15 protein-coding genes are annotated in these 18259 nt (G+C 70.0%); 7 read left to right on the forward strand and 8 right to left on the reverse strand.

Annotated elements, in window-relative coordinates; all coding sequences use genetic code 11:
* The first annotated feature begins 39 nt into the window (after window positions 1-39).
* The 3 genes from dhaK to dhaM are packed head-to-tail and all read left to right on the forward strand — an operon-like array spanning window position 40 to window position 2395.
* Window positions 40-1035, forward strand: coding sequence for a dihydroxyacetone kinase subunit DhaK (dhaK, locus tag QBE02_RS05620; protein WP_279367467.1), 996 nt, complete (start codon window positions 40-42; stop codon window positions 1033-1035).
* On the forward strand, window positions 1032-1667 hold the full coding sequence (gene dhaL / locus QBE02_RS05625) for a dihydroxyacetone kinase subunit DhaL (protein WP_279367468.1): 636 nt from the start codon (window positions 1032-1034) through the stop codon (window positions 1665-1667). Before dhaK ends, dhaL begins: the two co-directional genes overlap by 4 nt.
* Window positions 1664-2395 (forward strand): dihydroxyacetone kinase phosphoryl donor subunit DhaM, encoded by a 732-nt coding sequence (gene dhaM / locus QBE02_RS05630; protein WP_279367469.1) that lies wholly within the window; start codon window positions 1664-1666, stop codon window positions 2393-2395. The genes dhaL and dhaM overlap by 4 nt, the downstream gene beginning before the upstream one ends.
* A gap of 18 nt (window positions 2396-2413) precedes the next feature.
* On the opposite strand, the gene QBE02_RS05635 is transcribed toward dhaM, so the two are convergent.
* Window positions 2414-3379 carry a sugar-binding transcriptional regulator gene (locus QBE02_RS05635; RefSeq protein ID WP_056227175.1) on the reverse strand — a complete coding sequence of 322 codons (966 nt, stop codon included), beginning with the start codon at window positions 3377-3379 and terminating at the stop codon, window positions 2414-2416.
* A gap of 112 nt (window positions 3380-3491) precedes the next feature.
* On the opposite strand from QBE02_RS05635, the gene QBE02_RS05640 reads away from it, so the two are divergent.
* The 3 genes from QBE02_RS05640 to glpK all read left to right on the forward strand — a co-directional run bounded on the left by QBE02_RS05640 (window position 3492) and on the right by glpK (window position 7686).
* Window positions 3492-5210, forward strand: coding sequence for a glycerol-3-phosphate dehydrogenase/oxidase (locus tag QBE02_RS05640; protein WP_279367470.1), 1719 nt, complete (start codon window positions 3492-3494; stop codon window positions 5208-5210).
* A 121-nt stretch (window positions 5211-5331) separates the two neighbouring features.
* On the forward strand, window positions 5332-6087 hold the full coding sequence (locus QBE02_RS05645; protein ID WP_279367471.1) for an MIP/aquaporin family protein: 756 nt from the start codon (window positions 5332-5334) through the stop codon (window positions 6085-6087).
* Window positions 6088-6174: 87 nt separating this feature from the next.
* Window positions 6175-7686: a glycerol kinase GlpK gene (gene glpK / locus QBE02_RS05650; protein ID WP_074694199.1), complete on the forward strand. Its 1512-nt coding sequence runs from the start codon at window positions 6175-6177 to the stop codon at window positions 7684-7686.
* A 95-nt stretch (window positions 7687-7781) separates the two neighbouring features.
* Here glpK and QBE02_RS05655 read toward each other — a convergent pair whose 3' ends face one another.
* The 4 genes from QBE02_RS05655 to QBE02_RS05670 form a co-directional block, all read right to left on the reverse strand.
* A complete protein-coding gene (locus QBE02_RS05655) occupies window positions 7782-8261 on the reverse strand; it encodes a hypothetical protein (protein WP_279367472.1) in 480 nt (159 codons plus the stop codon).
* Between the two features lie 53 nt (window positions 8262-8314).
* Window positions 8315-8785: an OsmC family protein gene (locus QBE02_RS05660; protein ID WP_279367473.1), complete on the reverse strand. Its 471-nt coding sequence runs from the start codon at window positions 8783-8785 to the stop codon at window positions 8315-8317.
* A 124-nt stretch (window positions 8786-8909) separates the two neighbouring features.
* Window positions 8910-11828: a LamG-like jellyroll fold domain-containing protein gene (locus QBE02_RS05665; protein ID WP_279367474.1), complete on the reverse strand. Its 2919-nt coding sequence runs from the start codon at window positions 11826-11828 to the stop codon at window positions 8910-8912.
* Between the two features lie 26 nt (window positions 11829-11854).
* Window positions 11855-13414 carry an RICIN domain-containing protein gene (locus tag QBE02_RS05670; RefSeq protein ID WP_279367475.1) on the reverse strand — a complete coding sequence of 520 codons (1560 nt, stop codon included), beginning with the start codon at window positions 13412-13414 and terminating at the stop codon, window positions 11855-11857.
* Window positions 13415-13714: 300 nt separating this feature from the next.
* On the opposite strand from QBE02_RS05670, the gene QBE02_RS05675 reads away from it, so the two are divergent.
* Entirely contained in the window at window positions 13715-14698 is a 984-nt protein-coding gene (locus QBE02_RS05675) for an asparaginase (RefSeq protein ID WP_056227154.1), read from the forward strand.
* 36 nt (window positions 14699-14734) lie between these two features.
* Here QBE02_RS05675 and QBE02_RS05680 read toward each other — a convergent pair whose 3' ends face one another.
* The 3 genes from QBE02_RS05680 to QBE02_RS05690 form a co-directional block, all read right to left on the reverse strand.
* Window positions 14735-16267: an APC family permease gene (locus QBE02_RS05680; RefSeq protein WP_279367476.1), complete on the reverse strand. Its 1533-nt coding sequence runs from the start codon at window positions 16265-16267 to the stop codon at window positions 14735-14737.
* Window positions 16268-16310: 43 nt separating this feature from the next.
* Window positions 16311-17084, reverse strand: coding sequence for a PP2C family protein-serine/threonine phosphatase (locus QBE02_RS05685; RefSeq protein WP_056227148.1), 774 nt, complete (start codon window positions 17082-17084; stop codon window positions 16311-16313).
* 118 nt (window positions 17085-17202) lie between these two features.
* On the reverse strand, window positions 17203-18183 hold the full coding sequence (locus tag QBE02_RS05690) for an aldo/keto reductase (protein WP_279367477.1): 981 nt from the start codon (window positions 18181-18183) through the stop codon (window positions 17203-17205).
* Between the last annotated feature and the right edge of the window lie 76 nt (window positions 18184-18259).

Genomic DNA, 18259 nt, shown 5'->3' on the forward strand with positions numbered 1-18259 from the left:
CGACGGCCCGAACCGTCGTCGCCACAACGAGGAGGCACCGTGAAGAAGTTCGTCAACGACCCCGCCGACGTCTTGGCCGAGGCCCTCCGCGGCATCCAGGTCGCTCATCCGGACGTGCGGGTGGATGCCGAGAACCGCGTCATCCTGCGCGCGGAGCCGACGCGGTCGGGCAAGGTCGCACTGGTGTCCGGCGGCGGATCGGGGCACGAGCCGATGCACGGCGGTTTCGTCGGGCGGGGCATGCTCGATGCCGCGGCCGCCGGGGAGGTCTTCACCTCCCCCACTCCCGACCAGGTGCTCGCCGCCACGCAGGCGGTCGACTCGGGTGCCGGCGTGCTGCACATCGTGAAGAACTACACCGGAGACGTCCTCAATTTCGAGATGGCGGCGGAGCTCGCCGCGGCCGAGGGCGTGCAGGTGGAATCGGTCGTCGTGGCCGATGACGTCGCCGTGACCGATTCGACCTGGACCGCGGGTCGCCGTGGAACGGGTACCACCGTCATCCTCGAGAAGATCGTCGGCGCCCTCGCCGAAGAAGGGGCTGACCTCGCGGCGGTCGCCGAGCTCGCGCGTCGCGTCTCGGCCGCTGGCCGGTCGATGGGCGTGGCTCTCACGAGCTGCACCGTCCCCGCCGCGGGTCGCCCCACCTTCGAGCTCCCCGACGACGAGATGGAGGTCGGTGTCGGCATCCACGGCGAACCCGGTCGCTCGCGCGTGAAGCTGGCATCCGCTCGAGAGATCGCCAAGCTCATGGTCGACCCGATCGTGCACGATTTCGGCGAGCCCGTGGGACCGGCGATCGTGCTGTTGTCGGGCCTGGGCGGCACCCCGCTGATCGAGCAGTACCTGTTGTACGGAGAGATCGCGCCGCTGCTGGCCGAGGCCGGCGTCGACGTCCAGCGCGTCCTGATCGGCGACTACATCACGAGCCTCGACATGGCCGGGGCGTCGTTGACCGTCGTGAAAGCCGACGACGGGATGCTGCGCCTGTGGGATGCGCCCGTCGTGACCCCGGGGCTGCGGTGGGGCGCATGAGCGGGGCGGTCTCGACCGACGACCTCGTCGCGTGGGTGCGCGCGTTCCGCGACGCCGTCCATGCCCACAAGGACGAGTTGACGCGCCTCGACTCCGAGATCGGCGACGCCGACCACGGGTCGAACATGGCCCGCGGTCTCGATGCGGTCGTCGCCAAGCTCGATCCCGCTCCCGCGAGCCCCTCCGATCTGTTCAAGACGGTCGGCATGACCCTCGTCTCGTCGGTCGGCGGAGCGAGCGGTCCGCTGTACGGCACGCTCTTCCTGCGCATGGGCCCCGCGCTGGGCAGTGAGACGGAGGTGGATGCCGCGACCCTGGGCGCCGCGCTGCGCGCCGGGGTCGAGGGGGTCGTCGCCCGTGGCAAGGCCGAGCTGGGCGACAAGACGATGATCGACGCCCTCTCCCCCGCCCTCGATGCGTGGGACGCCGCGGCCGCTGAGGGCCCGGCTGAAGCCGCTCGCGCCGCAGCCGACGCCGCGGCCCGTGGGCGCGATGCGACCGAACCGCTGGTCGCGCGCAAGGGCCGGGCGAGCTATCTCGGCGAGCGCAGCGCCGGGCACCTCGATCCGGGCGCCACCTCGGCGACCCTGCTGCTCGAAGCCCTGCGCGACACCCTGGCGGGAGCCGCGTGATCGGGATCGTCGCCGTCTCGCACTCCCGCGCCCTCGCCGAGGCCGCCGTGCATCTGGCCCTGCAGATGGGCGGGGCGAATCCGCCCGAGGTCCGCGTCGCGGCCGGCGGCCCCGACGACGATCTCGGAACGGATGCCGTGGCCATCGCCGCCGCGATCGACGAGGCCGACTCCGGGGACGGCGTCCTCGTCCTGATGGACCTCGGGTCCGCGATCCTCAGCGCCGAGACGGCCCTCGAGTTCGTCGCGGCGCCGGACCGTGTGCGCCTGAGCCCCGCCCCCTTCGTGGAGGGTCTCGTGGCGGCCGTGGTGACCGCCGCGGGCGGGGCGGACCTCCAGACCGTTTCACGGGAGTGCGCCTACGCCGCGGGAGCGAAGGCGCGTCAGCTGGGCGACGACGCCGGGGAGTCGGCATCCATTCCGCAGGCTGCGGAGAAGGCGGCGGAGGATCAGTCGCTGTCGTTCGAGGCCGTCGTGACCAATCCCTCGGGCCTGCACGCGCGTCCGGCCGCGACCTTCGTCAAGGCCGCCTCGCGCCACGATGCCGAGGTGCGCATCGCCGACCTCGAGACCGGATCCGACGAGGTGTCGGGGCGGAGCCTGCTCGCTCTGATGGCGCTGGGCGTGCGGCAGGGTGCGCGCGTCCGCGTGAGCGCCTCGGGTCCCGAGGCGCGAGCAGCGCTCGACGAGCTGCGCGCCCTCATCGCCGATGGGTTCGGCGAGAGATGACGGGGGCGACCGAACAGGTCAGCGCGTGACGCTGAGCAGGCGGCGCGCGAGGGACTCCTCGACCACCAGCTCGGTGACGAGGTCGGCGGCCAGGGCGCCGCGCAGGCCGTCGAGCTTGGACAGGCTCGACACCACGCAGAAACGACGGGGAATGCGCCGCACGGTGTCGAGGTCCGGCCCGCTCGAGCGGGCGTTGAGCTCGGGGATGTCGCTCGAGCCGTCGGCGCGGTAGAACACGGTGGCGCAGTCGCCGACCACGCCCTCGCGCTCGATGACCGCGCGGTCGCGCTCGTCGAAGTAGTCGCCGCTATAGACGTGCGAGGGCACGTCGGCGTGCGGGGAGCCGAGCCCGAAAACGAACAGGCCGACGCGCTGCTGGATCTCGAGCACCGAACGCACCGAGCGCTCCCGCCACATCGACTGCTTGGTGAGGGGGTCGTCGAACAGCGCGGGCACCGGGAATTGGTGCACGGACGACGACCAGGCTGCGCCGAACTTCGACAGGATCTCGCCCGCGTACGGGATGCCCGAGGTGCGCACGTTGGCCGCGCCGTTCATCTGCACGATGTGGGTGTCGTGGACGTCCTTCTGGGGGACGTGGCGGGCCACGGCCGAGAGGGTCGACCCCCAGGCCACCCCGATCGTCATCGACGACTCGACGCGCTCCGCCAGGATGCGCGCGGCGGTCAACGCCGTGCGCTCGAGCCGCTCGGCCTCGGAGGTGCGCGGGGGCGTGGGCACGACGTGCGCCGTGATGCCGAAGCGATCGGCGATCCGCTGGGCCATCTGCCCTCGGGCGTCGTCGGGCGGGCTGATCGAGATCGTGACGAGGCCGACGTCGCGGGCGTGCTGGAGCAGACGCGACACCGATGAGCGCGAGACCCTCATCTCGTGCGCGATGGCATCCATCGTGAGGTCCTGCATGTAGTAGAGCTGCGCCGCGCGCAGGGCGTCACGGGAGCGCTCCTCGGCCTGCGTCACCACCGTCCGGTTACCTTCATGAACACTATTCTGCACGTTTGTTCAAGGGGCTTGCAACAACGTGCAGACAAGCGCATTGTGATCGTCGTACCAACAACGAAAGGTCGCAGTCGACATGTCGTCCCCCGCTACTCCGCTCCGCGCCGACGTCCAGGCGCTCCGTGACGCCGAGAACCTCGACGTCCTCATCATCGGAGGGGGCATCAACGGCCTCGCCACCCTCCGCGACCTCGCCCTCCAGGGCGTGAGCGTCGCGCTCGTGGAGCGCGGCGACTTCGTCTCCGGCGCCTCCTCGGCCTCCAGCCACATGGTGCACGGCGGCATCCGCTACCTCGAGAACGGCGAGTTCCGCCTCGTCAAAGAAGCGGTCACCGAGCGCAACGACTTGCTCAAGACCGCTCCCCACTACGTCAAGCCGCTCGAGACGACGATCCCGATCTACAAGACGTTCTCCGGCATCCTGTCGGCACCCTTCCGTCTTCTCGTCACGCACGGTCGCGGCAAGCCTAACGAGCGCGGCGCGCTGCTCATCAAGGTCGGCCTGATCATGTACGACACCTTCTCGCGCGACGGCGGCTCCGTCCCCCGCCACACCTTCCTCGGCAAGAAGAAGTCACTGTCCGAGCTTCCGAAGCTCAACCCCGACCTCGCCTACACCGCGACCTACTTCGACGCGTCGATGCATGACCCCGAGCGCATCGCCCTCGACGTGCTGCGCGACGGCATCGAGGCCGGCGCGGGCTGCACCCAGGCCGTCAACTACGTCTCGGCCGTCGGCGCCGACGCGAACGGGGTGCGGGTGCGCGACGAGGTGTCCGGCGAGGAGTTCAGCGTCAAGGCGAAGGTCGTCCTCAACACGGCCGGGCCCTGGACCGACCTGGCCAACCAGGCGATGGGCCTCGACACGACCTTCATGGGCGGCACCAAGGGCTCGCACATCGTGCTCGACAACCCCGAGCTGCTCGCCGCCACCGGTGGTCGCGAGATCTTCTTCGAGCACTCCGACGGCCGCATCGTCCTCATCTACCCCCTGAAGGACCGCGTCCTGGTCGGCACCACCGACATCGACGCCGATCCCTCGAAGCCGGTCGTGTGCACCGACGACGAGATCGAGTACTTCTTCGACCTCATCGGACACGTCTTCCCCACCATCGGCGTGGACCGCTCGCAGATCGTCTACACGTTCTCAGGTATCCGCCCGCTCCCCCGCCACGACGACACCGCCCCCGGCTTCGTCTCGCGCGACTACCGCATCGTCGAGGACGAGATCGCGGGCGTCCCCGCCATGAGCCTCGTCGGCGGCAAGTGGACCACCTTCCGCGCTCTCGCCGAGCACCTCAGCATGAAGACCCTGCAGAAGCTGCGTCGCCCCCACCGCGTCAGCACCCAGGGCCTTCCCATCGGCGGCGGCGCCGGCTTCCCCGCCACGCCCGAGCAGCGTCGCCGTTGGATCGCCGCGCGCACGAATGCGCACTCCGCGGAGCTCGTCGAAGCGATGCTGGAGCGCTACGGCACCCGCGCCGACGCGATCCTCGCCGCCCTGCCCGCCGAGCCGACGCCGGTTCCCGACGCCGCCGGGTACTTCCGCGAGGAGCTCGCGTTCATCGCCGAGAACGAGCAGGTCGTGCACCTGATCGACGTGCTGCTGCGCCGCACGCACCTGGCGTTCGTCGGCGGCATGACCGAGCGCACCCTGCAGGAGGTCGCCGAGGCGGTCGCCGAGCCCCTCGGTTGGGACTCCGCGCGCGTCGACGAAGAAGTGGCCCGCACTACTGAGATTCTCCGCTCCGCCCACCGTGTCGACCTGGCGCAGGCCGGAGTGGCCCGAATCTGAGAGAACGTGCGGGCGCGCCACCTGTTGCGCGCCCGCACGTGAGCCGTAGGTTCGGAGCACCGAGCCGCACTACCGCCCGAGCCGAAGGTGTCCGGGTGACGAAAGAAAGGTCGATGACGACATGCAAGAAGTGAACCTGGGGCTGTACTTCCTCTCGGAGGTCGTCGGCACCGCGATGCTCATCCTGTTGGGCTGTGGCGTGGTCGCCAACGTGGCCCTCGCCAAGACCAAGGGCAACGCCGGCGGCACCCTGATGGTCAACTGGGGTTGGGGTCTGGCGGTCTTCGCCGGTGTCATCGTCTCCGCGTACTCCGGCGCTCAGCTGAACCCCGCCGTCTCGATCGGCCTCCTGGTCGCCGGCAAGATCGCCTTCGTCCAGTTCCTCGTGGCCGTGGCCGCGCAGATGGTCGGTGCCATCATCGGCGCCGTCCTCGCCTGGGCGTCGTACAAGCAGCACTTCGACGACGAGCCCGACCCCGCCGCCAAGCTCGGCGTGTTCTCGACCGGTCCCGCGATCCGGTCGTACGGCTTCAACTTCCTCACCGAGGTCATCGCCACCTTCGTCCTGGTGTTCGTGATCTTCGGCTTCGGTGACTACGGCGTAGCCGACATCGGCGTCCCCGGCGGCATCGGCGGCCTCGCGGCCGTCCCCGTGGCGCTGCTCGTGGTCGGTATCGGCGCCTCCCTCGGCGGCCCCACCGGCTACGCGATCAACCCGGCCCGCGACCTCGGCCCCCGCATCGCCCACGCGATCCTCCCCATCAAGGGCAAGGGTTCGAGCGACTGGGGCTACGCCTGGGTTCCGGTCGCCGGTCCCCTCGTCGGTGGTCTGCTCGCGGGTCTGCTGGCTCCCCTGCTCCTCGGCCTCGGCAAGTAACACCTCGGCGGGGGCGTCGCCCGGCGCTCCCGCCCACCTTCTCCACCTCTTCACCCGTTCACTGAATTCAGACAAAGGAGTCCATCCATGGCCGACTACGTCCTCGCCATCGACCAGGGCACGACCTCGACGCGCGCGATGATCTTCGACAAGTCCGGGAGCGTCGTCTCCGTCGGACAGAAGGAGCACGAGCAGATCTTCCCGCGCGCGGGATGGGTCGAGCACGACCCCGCCGAGATCTGGCGCAACACCCAGGAGGTGATCGGCCTGGCCCTCAGCCGCGCCGACATCACCCGCCACGACATCGCCGCCGTCGGCATCACCAACCAGCGCGAGACCGCGGTGGTCTGGGACAAGAACACCGGCAAGCCCGTGTACAACGCCATTGTCTGGCAGGACACGCGCACGCAGTCCATCGTCGACCGTCTCGCCGACGGCGACCCCGAGCGCTACAAGAGCATCGTCGGTCTGCCGCTGGCGACCTACTTCTCGGGCACCAAGATCGTCTGGATCCTCGAGAACGTCGACGGAGCCCGCGAGAAGGCCGAGGCCGGAGACCTGCTCTTCGGCACGACCGACACCTGGGTGCTGTGGAACCTGACCGGCGGCATCGACGGCGGCGTGCACGCGACAGACGTCACCAACGCCAGCCGCACGCTGTTCATGGACCTCGAGACGCTGTCGTGGCGCGAGGACATCCTCGCCGACTTCGGCGTGCCGGCCTCGATGCTCCCCGAGATCCGCTCCTCCTCCGAGGTCTACGGCACCGTCGAGTCCTCGTCGCTGCTGCGCGAGACGCCGATCGCCGGCATCCTGGGCGACCAGCAGGCCGCGACCTTCGGCCAGGCGGCCTTCGACCCGGGTGAGAGCAAGAACACCTACGGCACGGGCAACTTCCTCATCTTCCAGACGGGCGAAGAGATCGTCCACTCGAAGAACGGTCTGCTCACGACGCTGGGCTACAAGCTCGGCGACCAGCCCGCCCGCTACGCGCTCGAGGGATCCATCGCCGTCACCGGCTCGCTCATCCAGTGGCTGCGCGATCAGCTCGGCATCATCTCCTCGGCCCCCGAGGTCGAGAAGCTGGCCGAGAGCGTGGACGACAATGGCGGCGTGTACTTCGTCCCGGCGTTCTCGGGCCTGTTCGCGCCCTACTGGCGTCCCGACGCCCGCGGCGCGATCGTCGGTATGACGCGCTACGTCAACCGCGGCCACATCGCCCGTGCCGCCCTCGAGGCGACCGCCTTCCAGTCGCGCGAGGTGCTCGACGCCGTCAACGCCGACTCCGGCGTCGACCTGGCCGAGCTCAAGGTCGACGGCGGCATGACCGCCAACGACGCTCTCATGCAGTTCCAGGCGGACATCCTCGGCGTACCCGTGGTGCGCCCGGTCGTCGCCGAGACCACCGCCCTGGGTGCCGCGTACGCCGCGGGCCTCGCGGTCGGCTTCTGGGACAACCTCGACGACCTGCGCGCCAACTGGCAGGAAGACAAGCGCTGGGAGCCCAACATGGACGACGGCGAGCGCGAGCGCGAGCTGCGCCTGTGGAAGAAGGCCGTCACCAAATCGATGGACTGGATCGACGACGACGTGCGCTGATCCCACTCCTCACGAACGCACCCCCGTCGGCCTCGCGCCGGCGGGGGTGCGTCGTTCGATGGGCACCGGGTTCCCGGCATCCGGATGCCGAGGACTCAGCGCTGCGGCTTGGGGTACGCCGCCCGGACGGCGTCGGACTGGAGGTAGTCCGAGACGCCGATGAGGAGGATCGCGAAGAGGATCTGCTCGGTGACCACCCAGAACGGGTAGAGCCCCGGGATCGCCGCGAGCACGAGAGCGACGACCGGGAAGATCCGGCTGAACAGCTGAAGGCGGCGGAACGCCCAGTACCACCCCGCGCGAGCGCGCCAGAGGAAGTAGAACAGGGTCGTCGTGATCGCCAGCACCACGAGACAGCGCATCCAGACCGCGAAGCCGACGTCGTCGCCGTTCGCGGTCATCACCAGGGCGATGACGACCGTGGCCACGCCGAGGACGAAACCGACCGCGAGCAGAAGGGTGATCGCACGGAACGCCCGGCGGACCTTCGGATCGGCGGAGACGGGAACGCGATGATCGGCCTGGCGGCCTCCCGCGATCCGATCAAGACGGCGCAGGGCGGGTTCGAGCTGCATGGGCTCACTGTACGACGCCGCCGCATGCTCCTCGTACGCGCGACGCGGCGAACTCAGTCCGCGGTCACCTCGGGCTCGTGCCGAACCGGGAAGTTGACCGAGTTGGCGATGAAGCACCACTCGCGCGCCTGGCGGTGGGCCGCGCGCGCCGCCTCGATCATCGACGCGTCCGCCACGCGGACGCGCGGGCGCAGCACGACCTCGGTGAACGCTCCCCCGCCGTTGCCGTCCTCCTGCAGGGTGCCCGAGGCGTCGTCCTCGTAACCGGTGACCACGACGCCCACCTTCACGCACGCGTAGAGGTACGACAGCAGGTGGCACTCGCTCAACGCCGCGATCAGCAGTTCTTCGGGGTTCCACTTGGCGGGGTCGCCGCGGAAGGGCTTGTCGGCGGATGCCGCGATGGCGGGCTTTCCGCCGACCTCGAGGGTCACGGCCCGCTCGTAGTCGCGATAACCGCTCGTTCCCGTGCCGAGGTCGCCGGTCCAGGTCGAGCGCAGGCGGTAGTGGTGCTCTCCGTTCATGTCCCCCAGTCTGCCCGTCGCCGGAGGGGCGGGCACCGGAAATCGCGGGAACGGCGACACGCGGCACTCTTCGAACGACGAGGCCCCCGCCCGGACGAACCGGACGGGGGCCCTGTGGCCGTGCTCAGGCGTGTCGACGTCGGCGGCGCAGCACCAGTCCGAGGCCCGCGAGCAGCAGAGCGGCGCCCGACAGCGCGGCCAGAGCGCCCGAGGCGACGCCGGTGGCGGCGAGATCGCCGCGACGCGCGCTCCCGGGCTGGGAGCTCGCATTCGACGTGGCGACGCCCCCGGTCGCGGAGCCGCCGGCGCCGGCCCCCGGATCGACCGCGGCGACGGGAGGGGCGACCGTGACGCGCGCCCAGCCCACCAGCTCGCCGGTCGCCGTGTAGACGGCGAGCCGGTGCTCGCCCGCAGCGACGCTCGCCGGGACGACGAGCGAGATCGACCGGTTCGCCACGGTCGCGGTGCCCAGACCCGTGGGCTGCGAGAAGAGGAACCCGTAGAGCGCCTTCCCGTCGAGACCCGCGGGCACGTTCACCGAGACCGTGTCGCCGGCCCGGAAGGTGCTCGGCGTCACCGCGATGGCGCCGTCCTTGCCGGCAGCCAACTGCTCGCCATCCGGAGACCAGGCGGCATCCACCCCCATGGTGACCGTCATCTCGAGCGCCGAGCCGGTCCGGGTCCCGATGGACTGGGCGAAGCTCACCGCGTGCGCACCGACGCCGGCGATCGGCGTCTTCAGCGCGAGACGCCAGGTGCCGTCGGCTCCCACGGCGGCGCGACCGGCGTCCGCCCCGTCGACCCGCACCGTCACCTGCGCCCCCGCGACCCCGCGTCCCTCGAGCGTCGGAACCGTCGCGGTCGAGGCCTGCACGCCCGACAGCGCCGTGGTCACGGCGAAGGCCGCGGCGGTGGCGTCGAGGTCGGCACGCTGGAAGAGGAACTGCTCGCGCGGCAGGGCATGGTCGACGATGCGGGTCTCGCCCACGCAGCCGTACCAGCCGTGCTCGGGCTCGGTGTTCCACAGCGAGGCGCCGATCACCCACGGCATCAGGTCGGCGGCCATCATCCCGCCGACGCCCGAGGCGTTGCGCAGCACCGGCACGCCGTCGACGTACATGATCACGGTTCCCGCGGCGGGGTCGTTCACGATCGCGACGTGGTGCCAGCTACCCGGCATGATCTCGCCCGACCAGAGCGTGTAGGAGTTCTTCGAGACCGTGTCGGCCGCCGAGAACTGGTACTCGCGCAGGTTCGAGATGCCCAGCCAGGCCGCACCGGCCCCCTCGTCGGAGGTGTCGTTGATCCCGATCCAATTGCGCGCGCCGCCTCGACTGATCGCGGCGCCCCAGCGGTTCGCGGCCTCGGTCCAGTTCGCATCCATCTGCAGGAAGGTCTCGAGGGTGTACCCCGACTCCGCGCTGAGGTGCGCCGAGGTCGCCGGCGCACCGTACTCGGTCGTGAGGAACGCGAGATTGTCGGGTCCCGTGCTGTTGCGGTGCACGTCGCTGAAGCACACCGCGCCCGGGTCCGCCGAGTAGAACGGGACGTCCTTGTGGGTCACCGCGATGTCGTCGAGTTCGTCGGGGGCGTCGGTCTGGTCCAGTGGCAGGCGGTACATCGGGCTGGACCCCGCGATATCGGGGACGACGGTGTTCTCGTCGACGACGCCCTCCTTGACGTCGCCGAACCGCCAGTGCGCCACCGTTCCGGGTACCGCGAAGTAGTCCGACGCGTCACCGGCGGCGGCGAGCTTCTCGCCGGTCGACGACCCGGTCCACCCCTGCGACACCATGGCCTTCGCGGCGGCGGTGAGGTCGGGACCGTCCGCCTGGGCCGCCGAGGGCGCACCCCATCCGAAACGGGATCCGAAGTCCATCGCGAGCGAGAACTGCTGCCATGTCCCGGTGAGCACGGGGGCGTCCGTCGACGTTCGGGAGTTGGCGTGCTTCTTGCCGACCCAGGGCGAGATCGTCGAGACGTCGATGCTGCCGCCCGACAGGTCGAACTCGAACAGCGTCATGATGCCGTTGCCGCCGTCCGCCGCCATCTGATAGTCCGTCAGCACCTCGTGGACGGGATGCCCGAAGTCGTTCGTGAGCGTGCGCATGGTCGCGCCGTGGAAGTGTCCGTTGAGCGTCAGGACGATCTGATCGTTCTTGCGGATGAGCTTGTCCCACAGCAGGTCGCCGTACCACCAGCTGGTCGGTGACACCTGGTCCTGGTCGATGCCGATGATCGCGTGCGACGACAGGATCACGGGCACGCCTTTGTTGGCGTCCAGGATCCCCTGGGCCCAGGCGAAGGTGTCGTCGGAGGCGTTCCAGCCGAGCGACAGCACGACCCAGTCATGCCCCTCGGCCGAGAAGCGGTACGCCGACGAGTACCCGTTCTGGAACGTGCCGAGCAGGCTCGAACCGCCCTGTCGCTGCAGCGTGGATGCCCCGAAGGAGGCGAGGTAGTTCGACGCGTTGCCCTCCGACGAGCGGGCGCCCTGGTCGGCCACGTCGTGATTGCCGGGAATCACCGAGTAGGGCACCTTGCCGTCCTCGAGGATCTTCATCGCCTTGCTCGCGGCGCTCCACTGATCACTCTTGCCCTGCTGATCGACGACGTCGCCGAGCTGCATGGTGAACGGGATGTTGAGCGCCTTCTTGTTGTCGACGACCCACTGGGTCTGCACCTCGAAGGGGTTCGTCCCGTACTGCGGCACGAATTGCGAGGCGCTGTACCGCGAGTAGAACTGCGTGTCGGGCAGCACCGGCAGCAAGAAGCTCGAGCGTCCCGTCGCGGAGGAGGTTCCGGATGCCGCGGACCCGGTCGCCGCGGAACCGGTGGTCCCCGTGGTGCTCGTCGCCGACGCGGTCGTGGACGCGCTCGAGACCGTGTCGGAGGGGGTCGTGCCCGAGGTGGTGCCGGTGGACGTGCCCGAGGCGGCGACGGCGATCGAAGCGCCGCCGAAGGCGAGGCTCGACACGGCGAGCGCGCCGACGACCAGTCCGGCCGAGAGGCCGCGTACGGAGCGGCGTAGACGAGGGAACATATCTCTTCTCATGTCAGGGTGGTCGATCAGGAGGCGGGGGTGAGCTGGGGCCCGAAGGCCTCGATCTCGGACAGGGTCATCCAGGTGGACGAGGTCTTGTTCTTCACCAGCACGCGAAGACCCGTGGCGAGGACGGGACGCGAGGCGGTGACCTCGAGACGCAGGTCGGCCGACGTGTTGGCGGCGGGCCAGGCGGTGGCGGAGGGAAGGTTCGCCCACCCGCCGCGCGTGGTGCGGTACTGCACGGTGACCGAGCCGATGTTCTGCTTGCCGCCGATGTCGTACACGTTCACACTCGAGATCTGCCGCGGCTGGTCGAGGTAGAAGGTCACGCGGTTGGGGTTCACGCGGTTCGCCGAGCCCCCCGAGCGCCAGTCGGCGAAGCCAGTGGCGGTGCGGTTCCCGTCGGTGAGGGCGAAGGTCGTGGAGTCCTTGAACGACCAGTCGGGGTGCACGCCCGACTGACGGAGCACGTTCACCTGCTGCGCGGCCGAGACCGTGACCACGAGCGTGGCTGAGAAGCCGAGCCCCGAGACCGCCGGGACCTTCACCGTTCCGGGCGTCGAGAACGCGGCATCCGTCACGCCCGTGAAGTCCCAGCGCACGGGGGCGGTCAGGGTCTGCCCGGTGTCGCCGATACGACGCTGGACCGTGGCCGGGGCCCGCATGGCGACCTCGGCGACGGTGGCGCCCGCGTAGGTGGTGAGCGCGGAGTCCGCGGCGTCCGAGAGGGCGCCGACGGCGACGGATGCCGTGAGAGCCACGTCTTCACCGAAGAAACCCTTCGCCGTTCCCGTCACCGAGACCATTCCGGGCGTCAGCCAGGTCGTCGCAGCCGGCAGCGCCCAGGTGATGGGCGACAGCGTCACCGTGCGGCCCCAGCCGTAGCGGCCGCTGAGTGAGCTCGGCAGGGTCGGGAGCACGCCCGGCGTGGTGACGAGCGAGGGAGAGGTCACGGTCGGGGTGAGAGCGTGCACGCGCCACTGCTGCACCGCGGCGGAGGCGTTGAGGGTGTAGGTCTGCACCTCCGAGCCGTCGGCCGTCTTCCAGTTGTAGAGGTCGAGAGCCGATTCCCTGCCCTCGCGATCGCGCTGCACGTTGACGAGGTTCACGGCCCCGTTGCCCGCGTCGCGCAGCTCCCACTGGGCGTAGGGGTCGGTCGCGGAGTCGGCGACATCGGCCGTCTGCAGGTAGCGGAAGGCGTCCTGGTCGTTGCGCGAGCGGGTGAGGACGCGGTCCTTCTGATCGGCGATGAGGAACGTGCGCGCCGAGCCGACGACCGGGTACAGGCGAAGCGCCTGAGCGGACAGCGTCTGAGGGTCGGCTTGCGCCATCGACGAGATCGATGCCACCGCCGGAGTCGTCGAGCCGGGCGCGCTCGAGACCTGAGCGTCCCCCGCCCCGATCCGGAGCACCTTGCCGCTCGCGTGGACGCTCTCGACGAGCACGAGCTGCGCTGCGCCGACGGCCGACGCGGAGACGGGCGTTTCGGTGGCGGCGAGGGCGGGAGGGGCGGATGCCAACAAGCTCGCGGCGGCCACGAGGGTCGCGGCCGCGCGGAGCAGTCGCGATCGGGTGGGGGTCATGAGTGACGGGTCCTTCCTGGTGCGTGCGCTCCCCCCCGGGGCGCGCACGTCGGCGCGAGGAGCATGGGCTCCCGACGGGGTGGCGGGACGCGTGGTCGGGAGCTGTGGGGAGCGGCCCGCGAGAGCGGGCGACCCGACTGTAGGGAGCGCCCCCGCCGGACGCGGGTCCGGGAACGGTCGCACCGGTGAACGAGACCCGTCCTGTTCGGTGCGCGGGGCGGCAGCCGACGACCCCTTTCCGTGTCCGTCGGCCGCGTCGGCGACCGAGTCGGGAGCGGGCCCCCGCGATACGATGGACGGATGCCCGCTACGCCCCCCGCCTCCGTCGAACTCGCCGTCGTCGACCGCAACGATTTCGTCGAATCCCGCCACTACGGCGTCGCCGTGGTCCTCGCCCCCGACGGGTCCGAGAAGCTGACCCTCGGCGATGCGAGCGCGCTCTTCCTCCCCCGCTCGAGCATGAAGCCCCTGCAGGCGCTGGCGTGTCTCTCGGCGGGCGCCGAGCTTGCCGACGAGCGTCTCGCGATCTCGATGGCGAGCCACGCGGGCACCGAGCGCCACGCCGAGGTGGCTCGCGGCATCCTGCAGTCCGCCGGCCTCACCGAAGATGACCTCGGGTGCCCGGCGGCCTGGCCCACCGACACCGCGTCACGCGACGAGATGGTGCGTGATCACGCCGCGCCCTCGCCGCTGCGCATGAACTGCTCGGGCAAGCACGCCGCGATGCTCCTGACCTGCGTGGCGAACGGCTGGAGCACGGGCGACTACCTCGATCCGCAGCATCCGCTGCAGGCGCACATCCGCGAGGTCATCGAACGTCTCGTGGGTGAGCGCATGACCACGACGGCGATCGACGGCTGCGGAGCCCCCGTCTACGCCATGAGCCTCGTCGGTCTCGCACGGGCCATCCAGCGCATCGCGACGTCGTCGGAGCGCTCCCCCTTCGCTCTGCACCGCAGCGCCGGAACCCTCGTGCGCGCCGTGCGCGAGCACCCGTGGACCATCGACGGCCCCGGCCGGCCCGACACGATCGTCATCGAACGCCTCGGGGTCTTCTCGAAGATGGGCGCCGAGGGCGTGCAGGTCATGACCGCCCCCGACGGCACCACGGTCGCCCTCAAGATGCTCGATGGCTCGAATCGCGCCGGACATGTCGTCGCGCTGCGCCTGCTCGAGAGGGTCGGGGCTCTCACCGCCGCGGCGGTCGACGACACCGTGGCGCAGCTCTCGCTGTCGATCCTGGGCGGCGGTCGCGAGGTCGGTTCGATTCGCTCCGCGGTCTGACCCCGACGCCCCGCCCCTCCACGGTGCGGCGGCCGCTCAGATGCCCCCGTCGACCGAGCGCGGGTGGGCGATCGGCTCGTCCGGGACGAGCACCTCGGTCTCGCGATTGAGGCTCTCGCCGCGGAAGAACGGCTTCGATCCCGGGAACAGGTACCAGAGCACCATCAGCACGACCCCGATCGCCAGCGCCCCGATACCGACGACGAAGGTGCCGCCGATGCCGAGGAGCACGGTGTTGCCGTACTCGGGGTCGGACATGTCGACGGCCGACTGCACGAAGGCGTACGTCAGCATGAGGGCTCCCAGCAGGGGCAGGATGCCGCGGTAGACGAGGTTCTTCGCCGACGAGAACAGCTCGCGTCGGTAGAACCACACGCAGGCGTACCCCGTCATCGCGTAGTAGAAAGCGATCGCGAGCCCGAGCGACAGGATCGAGTCCTGCAGGATGTTGTCGCTGATGATCGTCATGCCGACGTAGTAGACGCTCGCGACGACGCCCATCACCAGCGTCGAGAACGACGGCGTGCGGAAGCGGGGGTGCACCGTCTGGAAGCGGTGCGGCAGCGCCTTGTAGGCGGCCATCGCGAGCGTTCCCCGCGCGGTGGGGAGGATCGTGGTCTGCGTCGACGACACCGCCGAGATGAGCACGGCGACGATGAGGACCCACCCGAACGGGCCGAACAGGTCGTCCTTGAGAGCGAGGAACACGTCGTCGGCGTTGGCGGGGTTGGCCAGCCCCGCTCCGTCCTCGCCGACGCCGGCGTACATCATCGCCGCCACCGTGACCGTGACGTAGGTGCCGAGCAGGATGACGGTGGTCAGGAGCGCGGCGCGGCCCGGGATGCGCTTGGGGTCCTTGGTCTCTTCGTTGAGCGCCAGGCAGGTGTCCCATCCCCAGTAGATGAACAACGCGAGCAGGACGGCCTCGGTGAATCCGCTCCAGTCGGTGAACCCGAAGGGGTTGAACCACGCGAGATCGAAGGGGGTGGGATTCGGCGCCGTCCCGTCGAAGAACTTCCACAGCGCCAACACCACGAAGAGCACCAGGACGAGGTACTGCACGGCGAGCAGGATGTTCTGGATCCGCTCGCCGATCTCGACCCCGCGGTAGCTCACGTAGGTCATCGCAGCGATGAAGGCCACGCCCGTCGCCGTGACGAGCGGCACGTTCTCGGCGAGGGAACCGTCTCCGATCAGCGACCACAGGTAGATGCCGGCGATCTGCGACAGGTTGGCGAGCACCACCATCCCCGCGACGGCGACACCCCAACCTCCCATCCACCCGACCCAGGGGCCGAACGCCTTCGTCCCCCACGTGAACGTGGTGCCGCAGTCGGGCACCTCGTTGTTCAACTCGCGGTAGGCGAAGGCGATGAACAGCATCGGGATGAAGGCCAGCACGAACGCGATGGGCGCCGACGCCCCGACCGCGAGGACGACGAAGCCGAGAGTTGCGACGAGGGAGTACACCGGCGCGGTGGATGCCAGACCGATCACGGTCGAGCCCCACAGGCCCAGGGTGCCAGTGGCCAGGCCTTTTCCGGCCGTCCGTTCGGGTGCGGAGGTCATATGCCGAACGTAGAATCCGCGGTCTCCGCGGTCAAGATGAATTTCAGGCGGAGCGGCGGGCGACGTCGAGGACGACGATCGAGATGTTGTCGCGTCCGCCGTTCTCGAGGGCGGCGGCCATCATGGCCTCGACGGCTGCAGCCGGGTCCGTATTCGCCTCGAGGAAATGACGGATGCCGAAATCCGTGAGCTCTTTGGTGAGACCGTCGGAGCAGATCACGAAGCGATCGCCGTCGAGCACGTCGAGGCGGAGGTAGTCGGGCTTGACGCTGTCGCTCGGTCCCACGGCGCGGGTGATCACGTTCCCGTAGGGGTGGTTCTCGGCCTCTTCGGGGCTCAGACGCCCGGCGGCGATGAGCTCTTGCACCACGGAGTGGTCGGTCGTCACCTGGACGATCTCGCCATCGCGCAGAAGATACACGCGCGAGTCGCCGATGTTCAGCGTCACCCAGTGCGGTTCTTCGGTGTGGGTCTCGAGGTACACGCCGGTAAGGGTGGTTCCGGTGCCCTCGTCGGTGGTCTCGGGGTGGGCCACGATGTCTTTGACCGCCCGCGAGAGCGCCTTCTCGATGTTCTTCGTCGAGACCGGGCCCGTCGCGACCACGGCACGGAGCCGCTCGACGGTGCTTGCGCTCGCGATCTCTCCGCCGAGATGCCCGCCCATGCCGTCGGCGACGACGAACAGCGGGAAGTCGGCGAGGACGGCGTCCTGGTTCACCTCGCGGCGGCGTCCGACCTCGGTGCTGGCCGCCCACGACAGCTCGAGAACGGTGTCACCGAGCGGGACGGTGCGCGTGTGGGTGGTCACCTCGGGCACGAACGATCCTCCGGTTGGCCGACGACTGCGCCGGCAGAAACGCACGGCCCTGTCATCTTAGTCGACGCTCGGGCACGATCCGAGGACGCGCCGCACCGACACATCCCAGCGGTGGCATTCATCCCGCGGCCGGATCGGCGGGCAGAGGAAGGATGCCGTCGATCTCGGCGAGATCCTCGGCGCTCGGCGTCCAGGCGGTGGCGGCCGCGGAATTGGCGCGCACCTGCTCTGCGCTCGTCGCGCCCGCGATGACGCTCGCGACCAGGGGGTTGGCGAGGAACCAGGCGAAGGTCGCCTCGAGCATCGTGATGCCGCGCGCATCGCAGAAGGCCTGGTAGCGCTCGAGTGCGTCCCAGGGGGCGTCGCGCCACAGGTGGGGGCGCTGACGCATGATGCGGCTCCCCTCCGGGCCCCCGTCGCGCGTGAACTTGCCGGTCAGCAGGCCGTTGTGCAGGGGGAAGAAGGGCAGGAATCCGAGGCCGTAACGAGCGGCGGCCGGAAGCACCTCCCGCTCGGCGGCGCGGGCCAGCAGGCTGTACTGATTCTGGGCCGAGACGAACCGCACGCCGTCGGCGGCATGGTCGGCCTCGGCGATCCGCCACCCCGAGAAGTTCGAGTGCCCGATGTAGCGCACCTTGCCCTCGCGGACGAGGTCGGCGAGGGCGTCGAGGGTTTCTTCGATCGGCGTCGACGGGTCGGGCGTGTGCAGCTGGTACAGGTCGATCCAGTCGGTGCGCAGGCGTCGGAGCGAGTCTTCGACGGCACGACGCACGTGCGCGCGGGATGCCTTGGACCCCCCGGTCACCGCGGGGGCGAAATCGGCGTGCCCGAACTTCGTGGCCAGCACGACCTGATCGCGGCGCCCCTCGAGCGCCTCCCCCATCAGCGTCTCGGACAAACCGAACTCGCGACCGTACATGTCGGCGGTGTCGAGGAAAGTCACGCCCGCATCGATCGCCGCATCGAGCACCGCGCGCGTTCCGTCGAGTGTCTCGGTGGCGGTTCCCGCTCGTCCGAAGTTGTTGCACCCGAGTCCGATCGCCGAGACGCGGAGTCCGGAGCGGCCGACGGGACGGAGAGGCAGGTCTGCGGGGGTCATCCCTCCACGCTAGCGGCGGGAACGGCGAAGGGCTCCCCGCGGGTGCGAGGAGCCCTTCGTGAACGAGACCGGTGTA

Source organism: Microbacterium testaceum (genome assembly GCF_029761935.1).
Taxonomy (GTDB): Bacteria; Actinomycetota; Actinomycetes; order Actinomycetales; family Microbacteriaceae; genus Microbacterium; species Microbacterium testaceum_A.